The organism is Pseudoroseicyclus sp. H15 (assembly GCF_054353345.1).
On record NZ_JBTHJE010000007.1, the window covers coordinates 128,456 to 143,877 of the forward strand.

The window sequence follows — 15,422 nt, forward strand, 5'->3', positions numbered from 1 at the left end:
CGGCCCTGCCAAGGCTAGTTTTGAGGGGGCTGTTCGACGCGTTCGAGGCGGTAGCCATCGGTCAACGGCCCGCGCGGCGGGTCGCTCATCAGGCGCGTCCAGGTGGAATACATCAGATAGGTACGATCAGGGTCGAAGGTCATGGCGGTTTCGTCAAATCGCAGTGCGCGAAGCTCCAGCTCGGGAAGCTCCTCGGGCTCGCCATAGCGGCTTGCGATCTGGAAGGTCTCGTCACTCGGTGGCCCGGCGTAGTAGCACGAGACCTGCTCGGTGCCCTGCGGCGTTGCGGCGACGGAGAAGGCGAGCAGTGCTTCGCCGTTCTGCCACAGCGTGATCTGGCCGGCGCCGATCATGTTGGCGAAGTTCTGCGCCAGCACGTCCGTCTGGGCGAAGCGCTCCTCCAGATCCGGAATGCCGCTGGTGAGGCCGAGGATATGCACGAGCGCCAGATCGTGCAGACGCTCCGCCTCTGGCGCGGCCTCGGCCCAGCCGAGGGCGGGCAGGCGCGCGAGCTTCTCCGGTCCGTTCGTCAGCGGATCGCTGCACAGGTCGACGACCGGCTCCAGCACCTGGGCTGCGACGGGGGCGGCCATGGCGGTGAGCCCGGCGATGAGAAGCGCGCGCCCCAGCATCAGCCCAGCTCGATCGCTTTGAGCACGGCTTCGCCGAGCTGCGCCGGGCTGTCGGCGACGACGATGCCGGCCGATTTCATCGCTTCGATCTTGCTCTCGGCATCGCCCTTGCCACCCGAGACGATGGCCCCGGCATGGCCCATGCGGCGGCCCGGAGGGGCGGTGCGCCCGGCGATGAAGCCGGCGACCGGCTTCCAGCGGCCCTTCTTCTTCTGCTCGGCGAGGAACTCGGCAGCCTCTTCCTCGGCGCTGCCGCCGATCTCGCCGATCATGATGATGCTGTGCGTCTCGTCATCGTTCAGGAACATGTCGAGCACGTCGATATGCTCGGTGCCCTTGATGGGGTCGCCGCCGATGCCGACGGCAGTCGACTGGCCGAGGCCGGAGTCGGAGGTCTGCTTGACGGCCTCGTAGGTCAGCGTGCCGGAGCGCGAGACCACGCCGACGGAGCCGCGCTTGTGAATATGGCCGGGCATGATGCCGATCTTGCAGGCGTCGGGCGTGATCACGCCCGGGCAGTTCGGCCCGATCAGGCGGGTCGCCGTGCCTTCCAGCGCGCGCTTGACGCTCATCATGTCGAGCACCGGGATGCCCTCGGTGATGCAGACGACCAGTTCGATCTTTGCGTCGATCGCTTCGAGGATCGAGTCGGCCGCGAACGGCGGCGGCACGTAGATGACCGAGGCATTGGCGCCGGTCTTGGCGACGGCCTCGTGCACCGAGTTGAAGACCGGCAGGCCCAGATGCTCCTGCCCGCCTTTGCCGGGCGTCACGCCGCCGACCATCTCGGTTCCATAGGCGATGGCCTGTTCGGAATGGAACGTGCCCTGGCTGCCGGTGAAGCCCTGGCAGATCACCTTGGTGTTTTCGTCAATCAGTACGGCCATGTGCCTCGTCCTTGGTGAATGCGGTTGCCTCTCGCGAGACGGCGGTGGTGGAGGGGGCGTGACAGGTCATGTCAGCCCCAATTTCGTTTTGACGTTCCTCTGCGCCTTGCCGAACACGCGCTGCATCATCGTGCGGCGCGCCTCGGGCGGCGCATTGCGCAGCGAGCGGGCGCCGATCTTGCCGGCGCGCACGGCATCGGCGATCTCGGCGCCGAGCCGGGCCATCTCGATGGCGTCGGGCGTGTTGTAGGCATCGGCCGTCACGGCCAGAGGCGGCTGCTCGAACAGCGTCGCCCGCTCGGGAAAGCGCGAGGCGCGCAGCCGCTCGTTGCTGGCGGCGTTCGTCTTGCGGATCAGCTCGACCTGGTCGGGCGACAGGCGCAGCTTGTGGCCCTTGGCGCTTTCCTTGCCGAGCAGGTTGACGACATTCCAGATGAAGCCGTCGAGCCGGCCCTTCAGCTTGGCCTCGGCGATCTTGACGTTGAACTGACGCAGCAGCTCTGCCGCCTCGACCGAGAAGGCCTCGTTGAGCCGTTCGGGCAGGGTGAACTTCGACGGGTCGGTGCCGATGATCTCGGCGAAATCCTCGTAGAGGTCGCCGTTCTTCATCACGTCGCGCTCCATCAGGCGCACGGTCAGGCGCTCTTTGCCGACCGCCTTCTCCCAGATGTTGACGATGTCGTTGTAGTTCTTCGCTTTCCGCTCGGTGATGAACTCGTCCATCGTCTGGCAATTGCCGAAGCGGAGCGTCTGCGAATAGAGGCTGAGGATCCAATCCTCCTGCCGGCGGAAATAGACGACGTAAGAGACCTCGTCGAAATGGCGGCGCAGCCAGCGGTCGAGCCCTTCGGCCTGCTTGGTGTTGTGCGTCGAGGCGCCGATGTGCTCGCTGGAGATGACGACCTTCGTTGCGCCCGTCTTGTCGAGCCAGTGGTCCAGCCCCTGGCTGAAGCGCTTGGCGAAATCGGCCTGCGCGGCCAGGTCGCCGATCTTGTAGACCGAGCGGACATGCCCGTCGGGGAACAGCCGGTCGATCTCGGCCGCCGAGCAGATCGCGTATTCGATCTGGCTGTGATGGTAGGGCAGGCCCTTCAGCGGCACGCGGCCATAGTGCAGGCCCGACTGGGCCAGCGCCTCGGTGTTGTTGGTCAGCCAGTTCTGGATCGAGGTCGTGCCGGTTTTCGGCATGCCGATATGCACGATGGCCTGGCGGCCCTTGCCGGGGCGGGCGGTTTTGGGGGCGATGTCGCTCATTGTCCTATCACCAGCGCCCGCAGATAGCTGCGCCCATTCGTTTCTTCATCGATCAGCTCGGCGTAAACCTCGCCGCCCGCTGCCGTGGCAGCGAGAAGGGCGAGCGCCGAGCGGGGGTTCTCACGGGTGCCCATGACCAGCGAGCAGCCGGGGCGGCCGCGCACATCCACCAGCTTCACGGTGAGGTCGAGGCCCTGATGGTACCAGATGCCGTCCGCCGGGTGATAGGCGAAGGGCCCATCGGCCAGCAGCGCCTCGGCCACCACGAAATCGGGCTGGGTCTCAACGCAGATCGTGTTGAACAGATGCACCGTCTCGATGGCGCCGGCAGGGTCGAGCAGGGCGCGGTCATCCTCGCCCGAGGCAATGGCGGGCGCGGCGGATAGCAGAGCGAGCAAAGCCGCCGCCCGCGCCATGGCGCGGCGCGTGCCTGCTTGCTGTGCTGTCATCCTGGCCCGGCTCACCTTCATGCCCTCCGGCTCAGCCCTTCACGGCCTTCACGATCTTCTCCGCCCCGTCCTTCAGGTCGTCGGCGGCGATGACGTTGAGCCCGGAGGTCGCGATGATCTCCTTGCCCTTCTCGACATTGGTGCCCTCGAGGCGAACGACGAGCGGCACTTCGAGGCCGACTTCCTTCACCGCGGCGATCACGCCCTCGGCGATGACGTCACAGCGCATGATGCCGCCGAAGATGTTGACGAGGATGCCCTTCACATTCGGGTCGGACGTGATGATCTTGAAGGCTTCCGTCACCTTCTCCTTCGTGGCGCCGCCGCCGACATCCAGGAAGTTGGCCGGCTCAGCGCCGTAGAGCTTGATGATGTCCATCGTCGCCATGGCAAGGCCGGCGCCGTTGACCATGCAGCCGATCTCACCGTCGAGGGCGATGTAGTTGAGGTCGAACTTCGAGGCCGCCAGCTCTTTCGGATCTTCTTCCGTCTCGTCGCGCAGGGCGAGGATGTCGGCGTGGCGGTAGAGCGCGTTGCCGTCGAAGCCCATCTTGGCATCGAGACACTTCAGCTCGCCCTTGTCGGTCACGATCAGCGGGTTGATCTCCAGCATCTCCATGTCCTTCTCGCGGAAGAGACGGTAGAGCTGGCCCATGAGCTGAACGCATTGTTTGACCTGCGGCCCTTCGAGGCCGAGCGCATAGGCGATGCGGCGGCCGTGGAAGGGCTGATAGCCCGAGGCCGGATCGACGGAGAAAGAGAGGATCTTCTCGGGCGTCGATTCCGCTACTTCCTCGATATCCATGCCGCCCTCGGTGGAGGCGACGTAAGAGATGCGGCTGGTGGCGCGATCGACGAGCAGGGCGAGGTAGAGCTCTTTCTCAATGCCCGAGCCATCTTCGATGTAGATGCGGTTGACCTGCTTGCCGGCCGGGCCGGTCTGCTTGGTCACCAGCGTGCGGCCCAGCATGCGCTTGGCCTCCTCGGCGGCTTCTTCCACCGACTTGGCAAGTCGAACGCCGCCCTTCTCGCCGGCATCGGCTTCCTTGAAGCTGCCCTTGCCGCGGCCGCCCGCGTGGATCTGCGCCTTCACCACCCAGAGCGGGCCGTCGAGCTCGCTGGCTGCCGTCTTCGCCTCTTCCGCCCGCATCACGGCGCGGCCTTCAGAGACGGGGGCGCCGTAAGAGCGCAGCAAAGCCTTGGCCTGGTATTCATGGATGTTCATCGGGCGGTCCCTCCAGCGAGCATATGGCCGTCGCCCGGCGGGATGTGCCCGCGGGCGTTTGGCGCCCACAAATCACACCATGCGCGCATAAAGAACCGTAAAGTGTGGCTGTTTGCGCAAAACCCGACATATGTGATCACACGTTCCAATCGTGTGATCACAAGATTCCGAATGCTGCCTGGAAACCGGTTTTCGGCGGCCCGGGCGGCCTGCGACTCGGGCGTCGCGGCCGGGCCGGGCGGGCTTAGCTGCGCGCAGCGCGGGCGGCGATGGCGAGCATCAGCTCGGTCGCGCGGGCCATGTCCTGCACCGAGACATATTCGAGCGGGCCATGGATGTTTTGCATGCCGGTGAAGAGGTTAGGGCAGGGCACACCCATCTCGGTCATCCGCGACCCATCGGTGCCGCCGCGAATGGGCGAGAAGCTCGGCTCCAGCCCCAGGTCCTTCGCGGCGTCGCGGGCGAGGTCGACCGGGGTCATGTCCTTCTCCAGCCAATAGCGCATGTTGCGATACTGCGGCGTGATCTCGCAGGCGATCACGGCCCGGGGTTCGGCCTGCTGCAGGGCCTCGCAGAAGCTGGTGAGAATGCGCCCCTTTTCTTCCAGCCCGTCGAGCTCGAAGTCGCGCAGGATGAAGCGCAGCACCATCTGGCTGGAATCACCGGCCATGTCGGTGCAGTGGATGAAGCCCTCACGCTCATCCGTCGTCTCCGGCGTCATCGTGGCCTGCGGCAGGGCGCTCAGCAGGCGGGCGGCCAGCGTGGTGGCGTTCACCATTTTGCCCTTCGACAGGCCGGGATGGATCGACACGCCGCGGATGCGCACCGTGGCGCCGTCGGCCGAGAAGGTCTCGTACTCGATCTCTCCAAGCGCGCCGCCGTCGAACGTATAGGCGAACTCGGCGCCCAGATCGGCGGGCAGCTTCTCATGCGCACCGCGGCCGATCTCTTCATCTGGCGTGAAGGCGAGCCGAAGCGTGGGGCGGGGCAGGTCGGGGTTGGCGAGCAGGTGGCGCGCGGCGGCCATGATGATGGCGACGCCCGCCTTGTCATCGGCGCCGAGGAGCGTGTCGCCAGAAGCAGTGACGATATCGTCGCCCACCTTCTCGGCCAGATAGGGGAAGGCGCTCGGCGAGAGCACCAGATCGGAATTGTCGGGGTAGGTGATGTCGCCGCCATTGTAGCGGCGAATGGTGCGGGGCTTCACGCCCGTCGCGTTATATTGCTGCGTGGTATCGACGTGAGCGAGGAAACCCACCGTCGGCCCTGTGCCCGGGATGGTGGCGAGGACGGTGCCATACTCCGTGAGCTGAACGTCGCTCGCGCCCATCTCCTCCAGCTCGCTGACCAGCAGCCGCTGGATGTCGAGCTGGATTTCGGAGGAGGGCTCGCTGGTGCTTTCGTAATCCGACTGGCTGTCGATGGCGCAATAACGGTGCAGCCGCTCTTCCAGCTCTTTGTCGAAATCGGGCATGGCGTCACTCCTCTTTGGACGGAGGAGAGGCCCGGCGCAGAGGAGTGTCAACCGCCCGCCAAAATGCAAAACGCCCGGGGGCTGGCCCCGGGCGTTTTGTCTCAGGTCTTCGCCTGGCGTCAGGCCAGGGTGGAATCGATGCCCTTGCAGGCGTCCACGAGGCCCTTCACGGCATCGACGGATTTGTCGAACATTACCTGCTCTTCTTTGGAGAGCTTGATGTCGATGACCTTCTCGATGCCGCCGGCGCCGATCACGGTCGGCACGCCCACGTACATGCCCTTGAGGCCGAGCTGGCCGTCAACATAGGCCGCACAGGGCAGCACGCGCTTCTGGTCTTTCAGATAGGCCTCGGCCATCTCGATGGCGGAGGTGGCGGGGGCGTAGAAGGCGCTGCCGGTCTTCAGGAGGCCGACGATCTCGGCGCCGCCGTCACGGGTGCGCTGCACGATCGCGTCGAGCTTGTCCTGCGTCGTCCAGCCCATTTCGACCAGATCGGGCAGGGGGATGCCGCCAACGGTGGAATAGCGCACCGAGGGAACCATCGTGTCGCCGTGGCCGCCGAGCACGAAGGCGGTGACGTCTTTCATCGACACGCCGAACTCGAGGCTGAGGAAGTGGCGGAAGCGGGCCGAATCGAGCACGCCTGCCATGCCGCAGACCTTCTCGTGCGGCAGGCCGGAGAATTCGCGCAAGGCCCAGACCATCGCGTCGAGCGGGTTGGTGATGCAGATGACGAAGGCGTCGGGCGCGTTGGCCTTGATGCCTTCACCCACGGCCTTCATGACCTTCAGGTTGATGCCGAGCAGATCGTCACGGCTCATGCCGGGCTTGCGCGGCACGCCGGCGGTGACGATGCACACATCGGCGCCGGCAATGTCGGCGTAATCGTTGGTGCCCTTGAGCTCTGCATCGAAGCCCTCGGCGGGGCCGCTTTCGGCGATGTCGAGCGCCTTGCCCTGCGGAGTGCCTTCGGCAATGTCGAACAGAATGACGTCGCCGAGCTCTTTCAGCGCGACAAGATGCGCGAGCGTGCCGCCGATCTGTCCGGCGCCGATGAGGGCGATCTTGGGTCTGGCCATGGGGGTGTCCCTTGCTGTTAGGCGTCTGGCGTTGCCTAGCGCCGCCGGACTGGCCACGCAAGGGAGCGGTGGGCTGCTAGCGTTACCGACAGCGCCTCATGCCGGCTCATCGCCCACAGGCAGCGGCTCGGCGAGCACTTCATAGGCGACGCCGGCGGCGATGAGGCAGGTCAGCCCGCCGGGACGTGTCATCGTCAGTGTCCATGTGCCGGTCTCCAGCGAAGCGAAGACCTCGACGACGGCGTTGTTGGCGCCGAGCGCGATGCTCTGGCGGCTCTCGCCGTAGCGCTCGGCGAGGCGGCCGACGACATCTTCATGAGGTGCGCAATTGGCGGCGAGGGCCGGCCCGGCGAGCGGCAGGGTGGCAAGGGTGAGGGCGGCGAATATGGCAGGACGCATGACAATCTCCTCGGGTCCGGGGCACCGCGGCGGGCGCCGGCTGACGGGTGAGAAGGGCCGCTTCGCCCCCCGCGGATCGTGCCGCGGGGCCCTGCCGGTGCGGCCCGGCTTCGCTCAAGGCTGCATCCGACTTTCGCACAACTGAGTTAACCGCAGGTTCGCGGCGGATCCGGGCCGCGCAACATTGCCCGATCCGCCCCCATGCGGCAGGAAGGGCGGGCCAGCCGGAGACCGCACATGACCCGCCCCCGCCGCTCTGCCCTCTACATCCCCGCCAGCAAGCCGCGGGCAATGGAGAAGGCACGCGAGCTGCCCTGCGACGTGGTGATCTTCGACCTGGAAGATGCGGTTTCGCCTGAAGAAAAGCCGGCCGCGCGGGAGAACCTGGCCGAGGCGCTGGAGGCCGCCGGCTACGGGCGGCGCGAACTTATGGTGCGGATCAATGCGCTCTCCTCCGAGTGGGGCGCCGGTGATGCCGAGGCCCTGGCGCGGATGGCGCCCGACGGCGTGGTGCTGCCCAAGGTGGCGACGCCCGAGGAACTGTCCGCCACCGCAGAGCGCCTCCCAGGCCTGCCGCTCTGGGCTATGATCGAATCGCCTGCCGGCGTGCTGAATGCCGCGGCCATAGCCGCCCATCCGGCGCTGATTGGTGTGATCTTCGGCAGCAACGACCTCGCCAAGGAACTTGGCAGCACCACCCGCGCCGGCCTCGCCTATGCCGCGCAGGCCACGCTGCTGGCGGCGCGCGCGGCCGGCAAGGTGGCGCTCGACGGGGTGTACAATGCCTTCCGCGACGAGGACGGCCTGCGCGCCGAATGCGCCCAGGGCCGGGCCTGGGGCTTCGACGGCAAGACGCTGATCCACCCCGCCCAGATCGCCGCCGCCAACGAGATCTTCGGCCCGACAGAGGCCGAGCTGGCCCGCGCCCGCGCCGAAATCGCGGCGCATGAAGCGGCGGTGGCGGCGGGGCAAGGCGTCGCAGTACTGGACGGGCGCATCGTGGAAGCCTTGCATGTCGAGACGGCGCGCGCTCTTCTGGCGAAGGCGCGAGCGATCAGGGGAGAGTGACGGGATGGGCTGGCTGATACTTGGCGTGCTGCTGTGGAGCGGCGCGCATCTGATGCGGCGTCTGGCGCCGGGGCTGCGTTCGCGGCTGGGCGAGCAAAGCGGCAAGGGCGTGATTGCCATCGTCTCGCTGATCGGGCTGGTGCTGATGGTGCTGGGCTACCGCTGGGCGGCCTATGTGCCGGTCTATTACCCGCCCGACTGGCTGCGTCACCTCAACGCGCTTCTGATGTTGCTGGCCGTCATCCTGATCAACCTGCAATTCTCGCGGGGCGTTCTGCGCACCAAGCTGCGCCACCCGATGCTGAACGCGGTGAAGGCATGGGCCATCGCCCACCTGCTGGTGCGTGGCGATCTGGCCTCGATCATCCTCTTCGGCGGGCTCTTCGTGTGGGCGCTGGTCAATATGATCCTGATCAACCGGCAGGTGCCGGATTGGACACCCGCGCCGCGCGGCCGCTGGCTGAACGACGTGATCTACGTGGTGCTGTCGCTGCTGCTCTATATCGTCGTCGTCTACATTCACGGATGGCTCGGCCCGTCCCCGTTCGGAGGTGCCTGAATGATCGCCTATCGCCTGCTCACCGAGGACGACACCTCGGCCTTCTGCCACAAGGTGACAGAGGCTTTGTCGAAGGGCTGGCAGCTCTACGGTGATCCCTCTTACGCCTTCGATGCGGCGAACGGCATCATGCGCTGCGCCCAGGCGGTGACCAAGGAAGTCGACGGCACCTACGAGCCCGGGATGAAGCTCGGCCAGTTCTGAGGTGAGCGTCGCGCGAGGGCGCAGCGGGCGGCGAGCCTCACACTCCGGGGGCCGCGCCGCCGTTCGGCCAGAGAGCAGGGCCGCCTGCGCTGATAGGCCATCGCTCCCATCGACTTCGATATCAACGACAGTAATCCGCCAACGCCTTGGCGCATCGCTCTGCCTTGTGCCGGGCCTGAAAACGCCGGGCCGACCGCTGACCTGCGCGACGCCGTTGCCGCGATGGACCGAGAGCTGACGCCCTTTATTCCGGCGGAGGGCGATCGCCTGCACGACATTCTTAATTGCGACCGCTAACAGTCCTTACCCTGTGATCACGCGCCCGATCCATGTGATCACAAGAGCGGATTTTCCAACCGTTTTTGCTGCACGTGCGTGACAAACGCGCCGAGATCAGTATGAACACCACGGTATGCCGGAGCGATAGGAGGAGCCGTATGGCCGACGTCAACCGGGGCAACCGTCCGCTCAGCCCATTCATGTTTGGCCTGTATTACCGGCCGCAATGGACGTCGATGACCTCCATCGCCAACCGGATCACCGGCCTGTCGCTGATCGTCGCCTCCCTTCTCGTCGTCTGGTATCTCGCTGGCCTGGCTGTCGGCGGTGACGCCTTCGAACTGGCGCATGGCGTGATCACAAGCTGGTTCGGCGATATCGTGATGACGCTCTCGGTCTATGCCCTGTGGTACCATACGCTCGCCGGCGTGCGGCACCTGATATGGGATACGGGCCGGATGCTCGAGGTGGGCAAGGCCGAGCTCGCCGGCAAGGTCATCGTGGGCGCCGCGCTGGTGCTGACCATCCTGACCGTCATCATCTGCTGAAGGAGGCCGCCATGCACTACATCACAGATCGCAAGCGCGCCGCCGGCCTTGGCTCTGCCCATTCGGGCGCGCATCACCACTGGCTGGTCATCGTCTCTTCGGTGGCGCTTCTGGTACTCATCCCGCTCTTCGTCTTCACCTTCGGGCGCATGTACGGTGCGCCCTTTGAAGAGATGCGCCTTTACATGGCCCGGCCCTGGCCTGCCGTCGTGGCAGCACTGACCATCGTGGTCGGCATGTACCATTTCGCCATCGGCGCCCGCTCGGCGATCGAGGATTACCTGGGCGGGCTGACGCGCAAGGCCGTGCTGATCGGGGTGAACCTGCTTTGCCTCGGCATCTCGGCTTACGGGCTCTTCGCGCTGGCACGGCTGGCGCTCTGAGGGGCATCGCTGCCAACCAAATGACATTCGGGGGCCGCCTCGGCCGGCCCCGCCGCAGATCGAGGACACGCCATGTCGGCATATGAATACGAGACCCATGATTATGACGTCGTCGTCGTGGGCGCCGGCGGCGCCGGGCTGCGCGCCACGCTGGGCATGGCCGAGCAGGGGCTGCGCACCGCCTGCGTGACCAAGGTCTTCCCGACCCGCTCGCACACCGTGGCAGCGCAGGGCGGCATCGCCGCCTCGCTCGGCAACATGGGCCCCGACAGCTGGCAATGGCACATGTACGACACGGTGAAGGGCTCCGACTGGCTCGGCGATACCGACGCCATGGAATACCTCGCCCGCGAGGCCCCGAAGGCCGTCTACGAGCTGGAGCATTACGGCGTGCCCTTCTCCCGCACCGAAGAGGGCAAGATCTACCAGCGCCCCTTCGGTGGCCACACCACCGAATACGGCGAGGGCCCGCCGGTGCAGCGCACCTGCGCCGCGGCCGACCGCACGGGCCATGCCATCCTGCACACGCTTTACGGGCAGAGCCTGAAAGAGCAGGCCGAGTTCTACATCGAGTATTTCGCCATCGACCTGCTGATGAGCGACGACGGCCAGTGCCGCGGCGTGCTGGCATGGAAGCTCGATGACGGCACCATGCATGTCTTCAACGCCAAGATGGTCGTGCTGGCCACCGGCGGCTACGGGCGCGCCTATTTCTCCGCCACCTCCGCGCATACCTGCACGGGCGATGGCGGCGGCATGATCGCCCGCGCCGGCCTGCCGCTGCAGGACATGGAGTTCGTGCAGTTCCACCCCACCGGCATCTACGGCGCCGGCTGCCTCATCACCGAGGGCGCGCGCGGCGAGGGCGGCTACCTGACGAACTCCGAAGGCGAGCGCTTCATGGAGCGCTACGCGCCGACCTACAAGGATCTGGCCTCGCGCGACGTCGTCAGCCGCTGCATGACGATGGAGATCCGCGAGGGCCGCGGCGTGGGCGCCGAGGGCGACCATATCCACCTCAACCTCAACCACCTCGACCCGGCGACGCTGGCCGAGCGCCTGCCCGGCATCTCGGAGAGCGCCAAGATCTTCGCCGGCGTCGACGTCACGAAAGAGCCGATCCCGGTGCTGCCGACGGTGCACTACAACATGGGCGGCATCCCGACGAACTACTGGGGCGAGGTGCTGAACCCCACCGCCGAGAACCCCGATGCCGTGGCCCCCGGCCTGATGGCCGTGGGCGAGGCCGGCTGCGCGAGCGTTCACGGCGCCAACCGCCTCGGCTCGAACTCGCTGATCGACCTCGTGGTCTTCGGCCGCGCCGCCGCCATCCGCGCCGCCAAGGTGGTCGACCCCAGCACTGCCGTGCCGGTCGCCCCCGCCGCCGCTATCGAGAAGGCGCTGGAGCGCTTCGACGGGCTCCGCCACGCCAAGGGCGGCACACCCACCGCCGAGCTGCGGCTGGAGATGCAGAAGACCATGCAGGCCGACGCCGCCGTCTTCCGCACCGACAAGACGCTGGCCGAGGGTGTCGAGAAGATGAAGGGCGTCGCCGCCAAGCTGGGCGACCTGCATGTGACCGACCGCTCGATGGTGTGGAACAGCGACCTGATGGAAACGCTGGAGCTGACCAACCTCATGCCCAACGCGCTGGCCACCATCGTGGCTGCCGAGGCCCGCAAGGAAAGCCGCGGTGCCCATGCCCATGAAGACTGGCCCGACCGGAACGACGAAGAGTGGCGCAAGCACTCGCTCGCCCATGTCGCGGGCAACGAGGTCACGCTCGACTATCGCCCCGTGCATCTGGAGCCGCTGACCGACGAGGGCGAAGGCGGCATCGAGATGAAGAAGATCGCCCCGAAGGCGCGGGTCTACTGATCGTGATGCGGCCCGCGACCAACCGGCAGGATATGCTCGCAGCAAAGGGGGCGGCTGGCGCCTCCGTGCTGACCGGGAGCCCTGCCATGTCGCGCGCCGCCATCGCCCTTGCCCTCATCCTGCCCGCTCTGGCAGCCTGCGGCCCGGTGCCGCCGCCCAGCCCCGAAGAGGTTGCGCAGCAATGCGAAGAGCGTGCGCGGGCGGCAGCCGGCCCCACCGGCTCTGTGACACTGGGCACCAATTCCAATTCCGGCCCCTATACCGGGATCTCCATCGGCATCACCGGCGACTACCTCGCCGGCCGCGACCCGCTGGAGGTCTATCACGAATGCGTCTGGCAGAAGACGGGCTCCGCCCCGATCCGCCCGCCGCGCCTGTAGAAAAGAGGCAGCCATGGTTCAACTCACGCTCCCCAAGAACTCCCGCATGGTGGCGGGCAAGACCTGGCCGAAGCCGGAGGGCGCCAAGAACCTTCGCAAGGTGCAGATCTACCGCTGGTCGCCGGATGACGACAAGAATCCCCGGCTGGATACCTATTTCATCGACCAGGACAGCTGCGGCCCGATGGTTCTGGACGCGCTCATCAAGATCAAGACCGAGATCGACCCGACGCTGACCTTCCGCCGCTCGTGCCGCGAGGGCATCTGCGGCTCCTGCGCGATGAACATCGACGGGATCAACACGCTGGCCTGCACCTACGGGCTCGACCGCATCCGCGGCACGATCAAGATCTACCCGCTGCCGCATATGCCGGTGATCAAGGATCTCATCCCCGACCTCACCCATTTCTACGCGCAGCATGCCAGCATCATGCCGTGGCTGGAGACCAAGTCGAACCGCCCGGCGAAGGAGTGGAAGCAGAGCATCGAGGACCGAAAGAAGCTCGATGGGCTTTACGAGTGCATCATGTGCGCCTCCTGCTCCACCGCCTGCCCCAGCTACTGGTGGAACGGCGACCGCTACCTCGGCCCGGCCGCGCTGCTGCACGCCTACCGCTGGATCATCGACAGCCGCGACGAAGCCACCGGCGAGCGGCTCGACCAGCTGGAAGACCCCTTCAAGCTCTATCGCTGCCACACGATCATGAACTGCGCCAAGACCTGCCCCAAGGGCCTGAACCCGGCCAAGGCCATTCAGGAAATCAAGGGCATGATGCTCGACCGCGTGGTCTGAGCCAGCGCCAGTCACGGCTTCTTGGGGCCGGTCCTTCGGGGCCGGCCTTTTGCGTTGCCTGGGCCGGGCCGGGGGATGCCCCCCGGACCCCCAGCGGCGAGGGCTCGCCCGGGAGGGCCGGCCGGGGTGCTTATGGGGATCTGCGGTGAGGGGGGCGCGGGGAGGCAGCGTGGAGGGGGCTGTCTGCCCCCGCCGCCTTTGGCGGCCCCCCCGAGGATATTTGACAGTCGAAGATGGGGAAGAGGGGGCGCTTGGGGCCGGTGCGCGCGGGGTTTAGCGCTGGGGTGGGTTTTGGGTGAGGGTGGCTTCGGCGGCATCGACCGCCTCGGGAATGCGGGCGGCAACGGCTTGGGCTTCGCCCTGCATGCGCTGGGAGAAGCTTTGGGCGATCTCCATGGGATCGGCGCTTTTCGGCATCTGCGCCAGGGTGGCGTTAAGCCGTTCGGCCAGGGCGAGGTTCATCTCGGCGCTGATGAGCATGAATCGGGTGACGAAGCGCATCTGCTCCTCACTCAGGCCGCCCATCATCTCGTGCCCCACCTCCTGGAACCCGCCGTAGACCAGCTCGCTGATCTCGGTCGTGCGCTCGGTGGTCTCGACCAGCACCCGGCGGCGGTCGCCCGGGTCGGGCACGCGGCGGATGTAGCCGGCCTTGGCCAGCCGGTCGACCATGGCGGTGACGGCGCCGGAGGAGAGGCCGGCCTCGGCGCCGAGCTCGCCTGCGCTCATCCGGCCGCGGCGATCGAGGATGTCTAGGCAGCGGCCATCGGTGCGGTTGATGCCGAAAACGGCGCAGGCGGCCTCGTCGAGCCGGTCGGAGGCATTCTGCTGAATGCGTAGCGCGGCGGAAAGGCGGGCAAGGTCGGGCGGTAACTCTCTTGACAATCGAGAAACTCCATCACTAAGAAATACCATAGTCGAGACATTTGGGTGAGGTCAACATGGCGGCGGACGGAAGCGAGGACCGGGATCTTGCGATCCACGCGCGCGGGCTGCGGCAGGTCTACAAGGGCCGCAAGGGCAAAGAGGTCGAGGCCGTGAAAGGCGTTGATATCGATGTGGCCCAGGGCGAGATCGTCGGCTTTCTGGGCCCCAACGGCGCCGGCAAGACGACGACGCTGAAAATGCTTGCCACCCTGCTGCGCCCCACCGGTGGCACCGCCACGGTGGCGGGCTGCGATCTGCGCAAGGACCCGGCAGGCGTGCGGCGCGGCATCGGCTATGTCAGCCAGGCGGGCTCGACCCTGCCCGACGCCAAAGTTATGCTTGAGATCGAAAGCCAGGGCCGGCTCTATGGCCTCTCCACCAAGGAGGCGCGCCGCCGCGGGCGGGAGCTGATGGAGGCGCTCGATCTGGGCGGGCTTGAGGAGCGCAAGAGCGAAGCGCTCTCGGGCGGGCAGCGGCGCCGGCTGGATATCGTGATGGGGCTGATCCACGAGCCGAAGCTCGTCTTCCTCGACGAGCCGACCACCGGTCTCGACCCGCAGGCTCGCGCCAATCTGTGGGAGCATGTGCGGCGGCTGCGCGACGAGTTCGGCACCACCGTTTTCATCACCACGCATTACATGGACGAGGCCGACAGCCTGTCGGACCGGCTGCTCATCATCGACAAGGGCGAGATCGTGGGCGAGGGCACCTCTGCCAAGCTGAAGGCCGAGCTGAAGGGCGACAGCCTGACACTGACCTTCGGCAGCACCGAGGCGGTTGAGACGGGCGAGGCCCGTGTGGCCGCGATGGACGGCGCCGCCAATGTCGTGCGCGAGGGCAATGTGCTGCGCTTCAACCTGCCCGACGGGGCGGGCGCCCTGCCGCATCTGATCAAGCAGCTCTCTGACGCGGGAGCCGAACCCATTGGCGCTGAGCTTTCCCGCCCGACGCTCGACGATGTTTTCCTGGCCCTGACCGGCCGCTCGCTGAGGGAGTGACCC

Annotated in this window: 18 protein-coding genes; 9 read left to right on the forward strand and 9 right to left on the reverse strand. The window is 66.7% G+C overall.

Annotated features, from left to right (window positions below):
• Nucleotides 1-14: 14 nt before the first annotated feature.
• The 8 genes from ACXN5S_RS17100 to ACXN5S_RS17135 form a co-directional block, all read right to left on the reverse strand.
• Nucleotides 15-632, reverse strand: a complete 618-nt coding sequence (locus ACXN5S_RS17100; protein ID WP_458606684.1) for a hypothetical protein — start codon at nt 630-632, stop codon at nt 15-17.
• A complete protein-coding gene (sucD, locus tag ACXN5S_RS17105) occupies nt 632-1,519 on the reverse strand; it encodes a succinate--CoA ligase subunit alpha (protein WP_458606685.1) in 888 nt (295 codons plus the stop codon). Before sucD ends, ACXN5S_RS17100 begins: the two co-directional genes overlap by 1 nt.
• Nucleotides 1,520-1,585: 66 nt before the next feature.
• The gene (locus ACXN5S_RS17110) at nt 1,586-2,773 is read right to left on the reverse strand and encodes a hypothetical protein (RefSeq protein ID WP_458606686.1); all 1,188 of its coding nucleotides are present in this window, start codon (nt 2,771-2,773) and stop codon (nt 1,586-1,588) included.
• Nucleotides 2,770-3,222, reverse strand: a complete 453-nt coding sequence (locus ACXN5S_RS17115; protein ID WP_458606687.1) for a hypothetical protein — start codon at nt 3,220-3,222, stop codon at nt 2,770-2,772. Before ACXN5S_RS17115 ends, ACXN5S_RS17110 begins: the two co-directional genes overlap by 4 nt.
• A 31-nt stretch (nt 3,223-3,253) precedes the next feature.
• A complete protein-coding gene (sucC, locus tag ACXN5S_RS17120; protein ID WP_458606688.1) occupies nt 3,254-4,447 on the reverse strand; it encodes an ADP-forming succinate--CoA ligase subunit beta in 1,194 nt (397 codons plus the stop codon).
• Nucleotides 4,448-4,691: 244 nt separating this feature from the next.
• Nucleotides 4,692-5,921, reverse strand: coding sequence for a peptidase T (gene pepT, locus ACXN5S_RS17125; RefSeq protein WP_458606689.1), 1,230 nt, complete (start codon nt 5,919-5,921; stop codon nt 4,692-4,694).
• Between the two features lie 119 nt (nt 5,922-6,040).
• Nucleotides 6,041-7,003 (reverse strand): malate dehydrogenase, encoded by a 963-nt coding sequence (gene mdh, locus ACXN5S_RS17130; protein WP_458606690.1) that lies wholly within the window; start codon nt 7,001-7,003, stop codon nt 6,041-6,043.
• 96 nt (nt 7,004-7,099) lie between these two features.
• A complete protein-coding gene (locus ACXN5S_RS17135; protein WP_458606691.1) occupies nt 7,100-7,402 on the reverse strand; it encodes a hypothetical protein in 303 nt (100 codons plus the stop codon).
• A gap of 237 nt (nt 7,403-7,639) precedes the next feature.
• Between ACXN5S_RS17135 and ACXN5S_RS17140 the strand changes: the two genes are divergently transcribed.
• The 8 genes from ACXN5S_RS17140 to ACXN5S_RS17175 all read left to right on the forward strand — a co-directional run bounded on the left by ACXN5S_RS17140 (nt 7,640) and on the right by ACXN5S_RS17175 (nt 13,494).
• Nucleotides 7,640-8,470, forward strand: coding sequence for an HpcH/HpaI aldolase/citrate lyase family protein (locus ACXN5S_RS17140; protein WP_458606692.1), 831 nt, complete (start codon nt 7,640-7,642; stop codon nt 8,468-8,470).
• Between the two features lie 4 nt (nt 8,471-8,474).
• Entirely contained in the window at nt 8,475-9,029 is a 555-nt protein-coding gene (locus ACXN5S_RS17145) for an NnrU family protein (RefSeq protein ID WP_458606693.1), read from the forward strand.
• Nucleotides 9,030-9,233 carry a DUF1737 domain-containing protein gene (locus ACXN5S_RS17150; RefSeq protein ID WP_458606694.1) on the forward strand — a complete coding sequence of 68 codons (204 nt, stop codon included), beginning with the start codon at nt 9,030-9,032 and terminating at the stop codon, nt 9,231-9,233. It abuts the gene before it with no gap.
• Nucleotides 9,234-9,670: 437 nt separating this feature from the next.
• On the forward strand, nt 9,671-10,060 hold the full coding sequence (gene sdhC, locus ACXN5S_RS17155; RefSeq protein WP_458606695.1) for a succinate dehydrogenase, cytochrome b556 subunit: 390 nt from the start codon (nt 9,671-9,673) through the stop codon (nt 10,058-10,060).
• Nucleotides 10,061-10,071: 11 nt separating this feature from the next.
• A complete protein-coding gene (gene sdhD, locus ACXN5S_RS17160) occupies nt 10,072-10,443 on the forward strand; it encodes a succinate dehydrogenase, hydrophobic membrane anchor protein (protein ID WP_458606696.1) in 372 nt (123 codons plus the stop codon).
• Nucleotides 10,444-10,515: 72 nt separating this feature from the next.
• Entirely contained in the window at nt 10,516-12,321 is a 1,806-nt protein-coding gene (gene sdhA / locus ACXN5S_RS17165) for a succinate dehydrogenase flavoprotein subunit (protein WP_458606697.1), read from the forward strand.
• A gap of 5 nt (nt 12,322-12,326) precedes the next feature.
• Nucleotides 12,327-12,701 (forward strand): hypothetical protein, encoded by a 375-nt coding sequence (locus ACXN5S_RS17170; protein ID WP_458606698.1) that lies wholly within the window; start codon nt 12,327-12,329, stop codon nt 12,699-12,701.
• Between the two features lie 13 nt (nt 12,702-12,714).
• Nucleotides 12,715-13,494, forward strand: coding sequence for a succinate dehydrogenase iron-sulfur subunit (locus ACXN5S_RS17175; RefSeq protein ID WP_458606699.1), 780 nt, complete (start codon nt 12,715-12,717; stop codon nt 13,492-13,494).
• A 273-nt stretch (nt 13,495-13,767) separates the two neighbouring features.
• Here the strand turns inward: ACXN5S_RS17175 and ACXN5S_RS17180 are convergent, their stop codons facing one another.
• Entirely contained in the window at nt 13,768-14,379 is a 612-nt protein-coding gene (locus ACXN5S_RS17180; protein ID WP_458606700.1) for a MarR family winged helix-turn-helix transcriptional regulator, read from the reverse strand.
• 56 nt (nt 14,380-14,435) lie between these two features.
• On the opposite strand from ACXN5S_RS17180, the gene ACXN5S_RS17185 reads away from it, so the two are divergent.
• Nucleotides 14,436-15,419, forward strand: coding sequence for an ATP-binding cassette domain-containing protein (locus tag ACXN5S_RS17185; RefSeq protein WP_458606701.1), 984 nt, complete (start codon nt 14,436-14,438; stop codon nt 15,417-15,419).
• Nucleotides 15,420-15,422 lie beyond the last annotated feature (3 nt).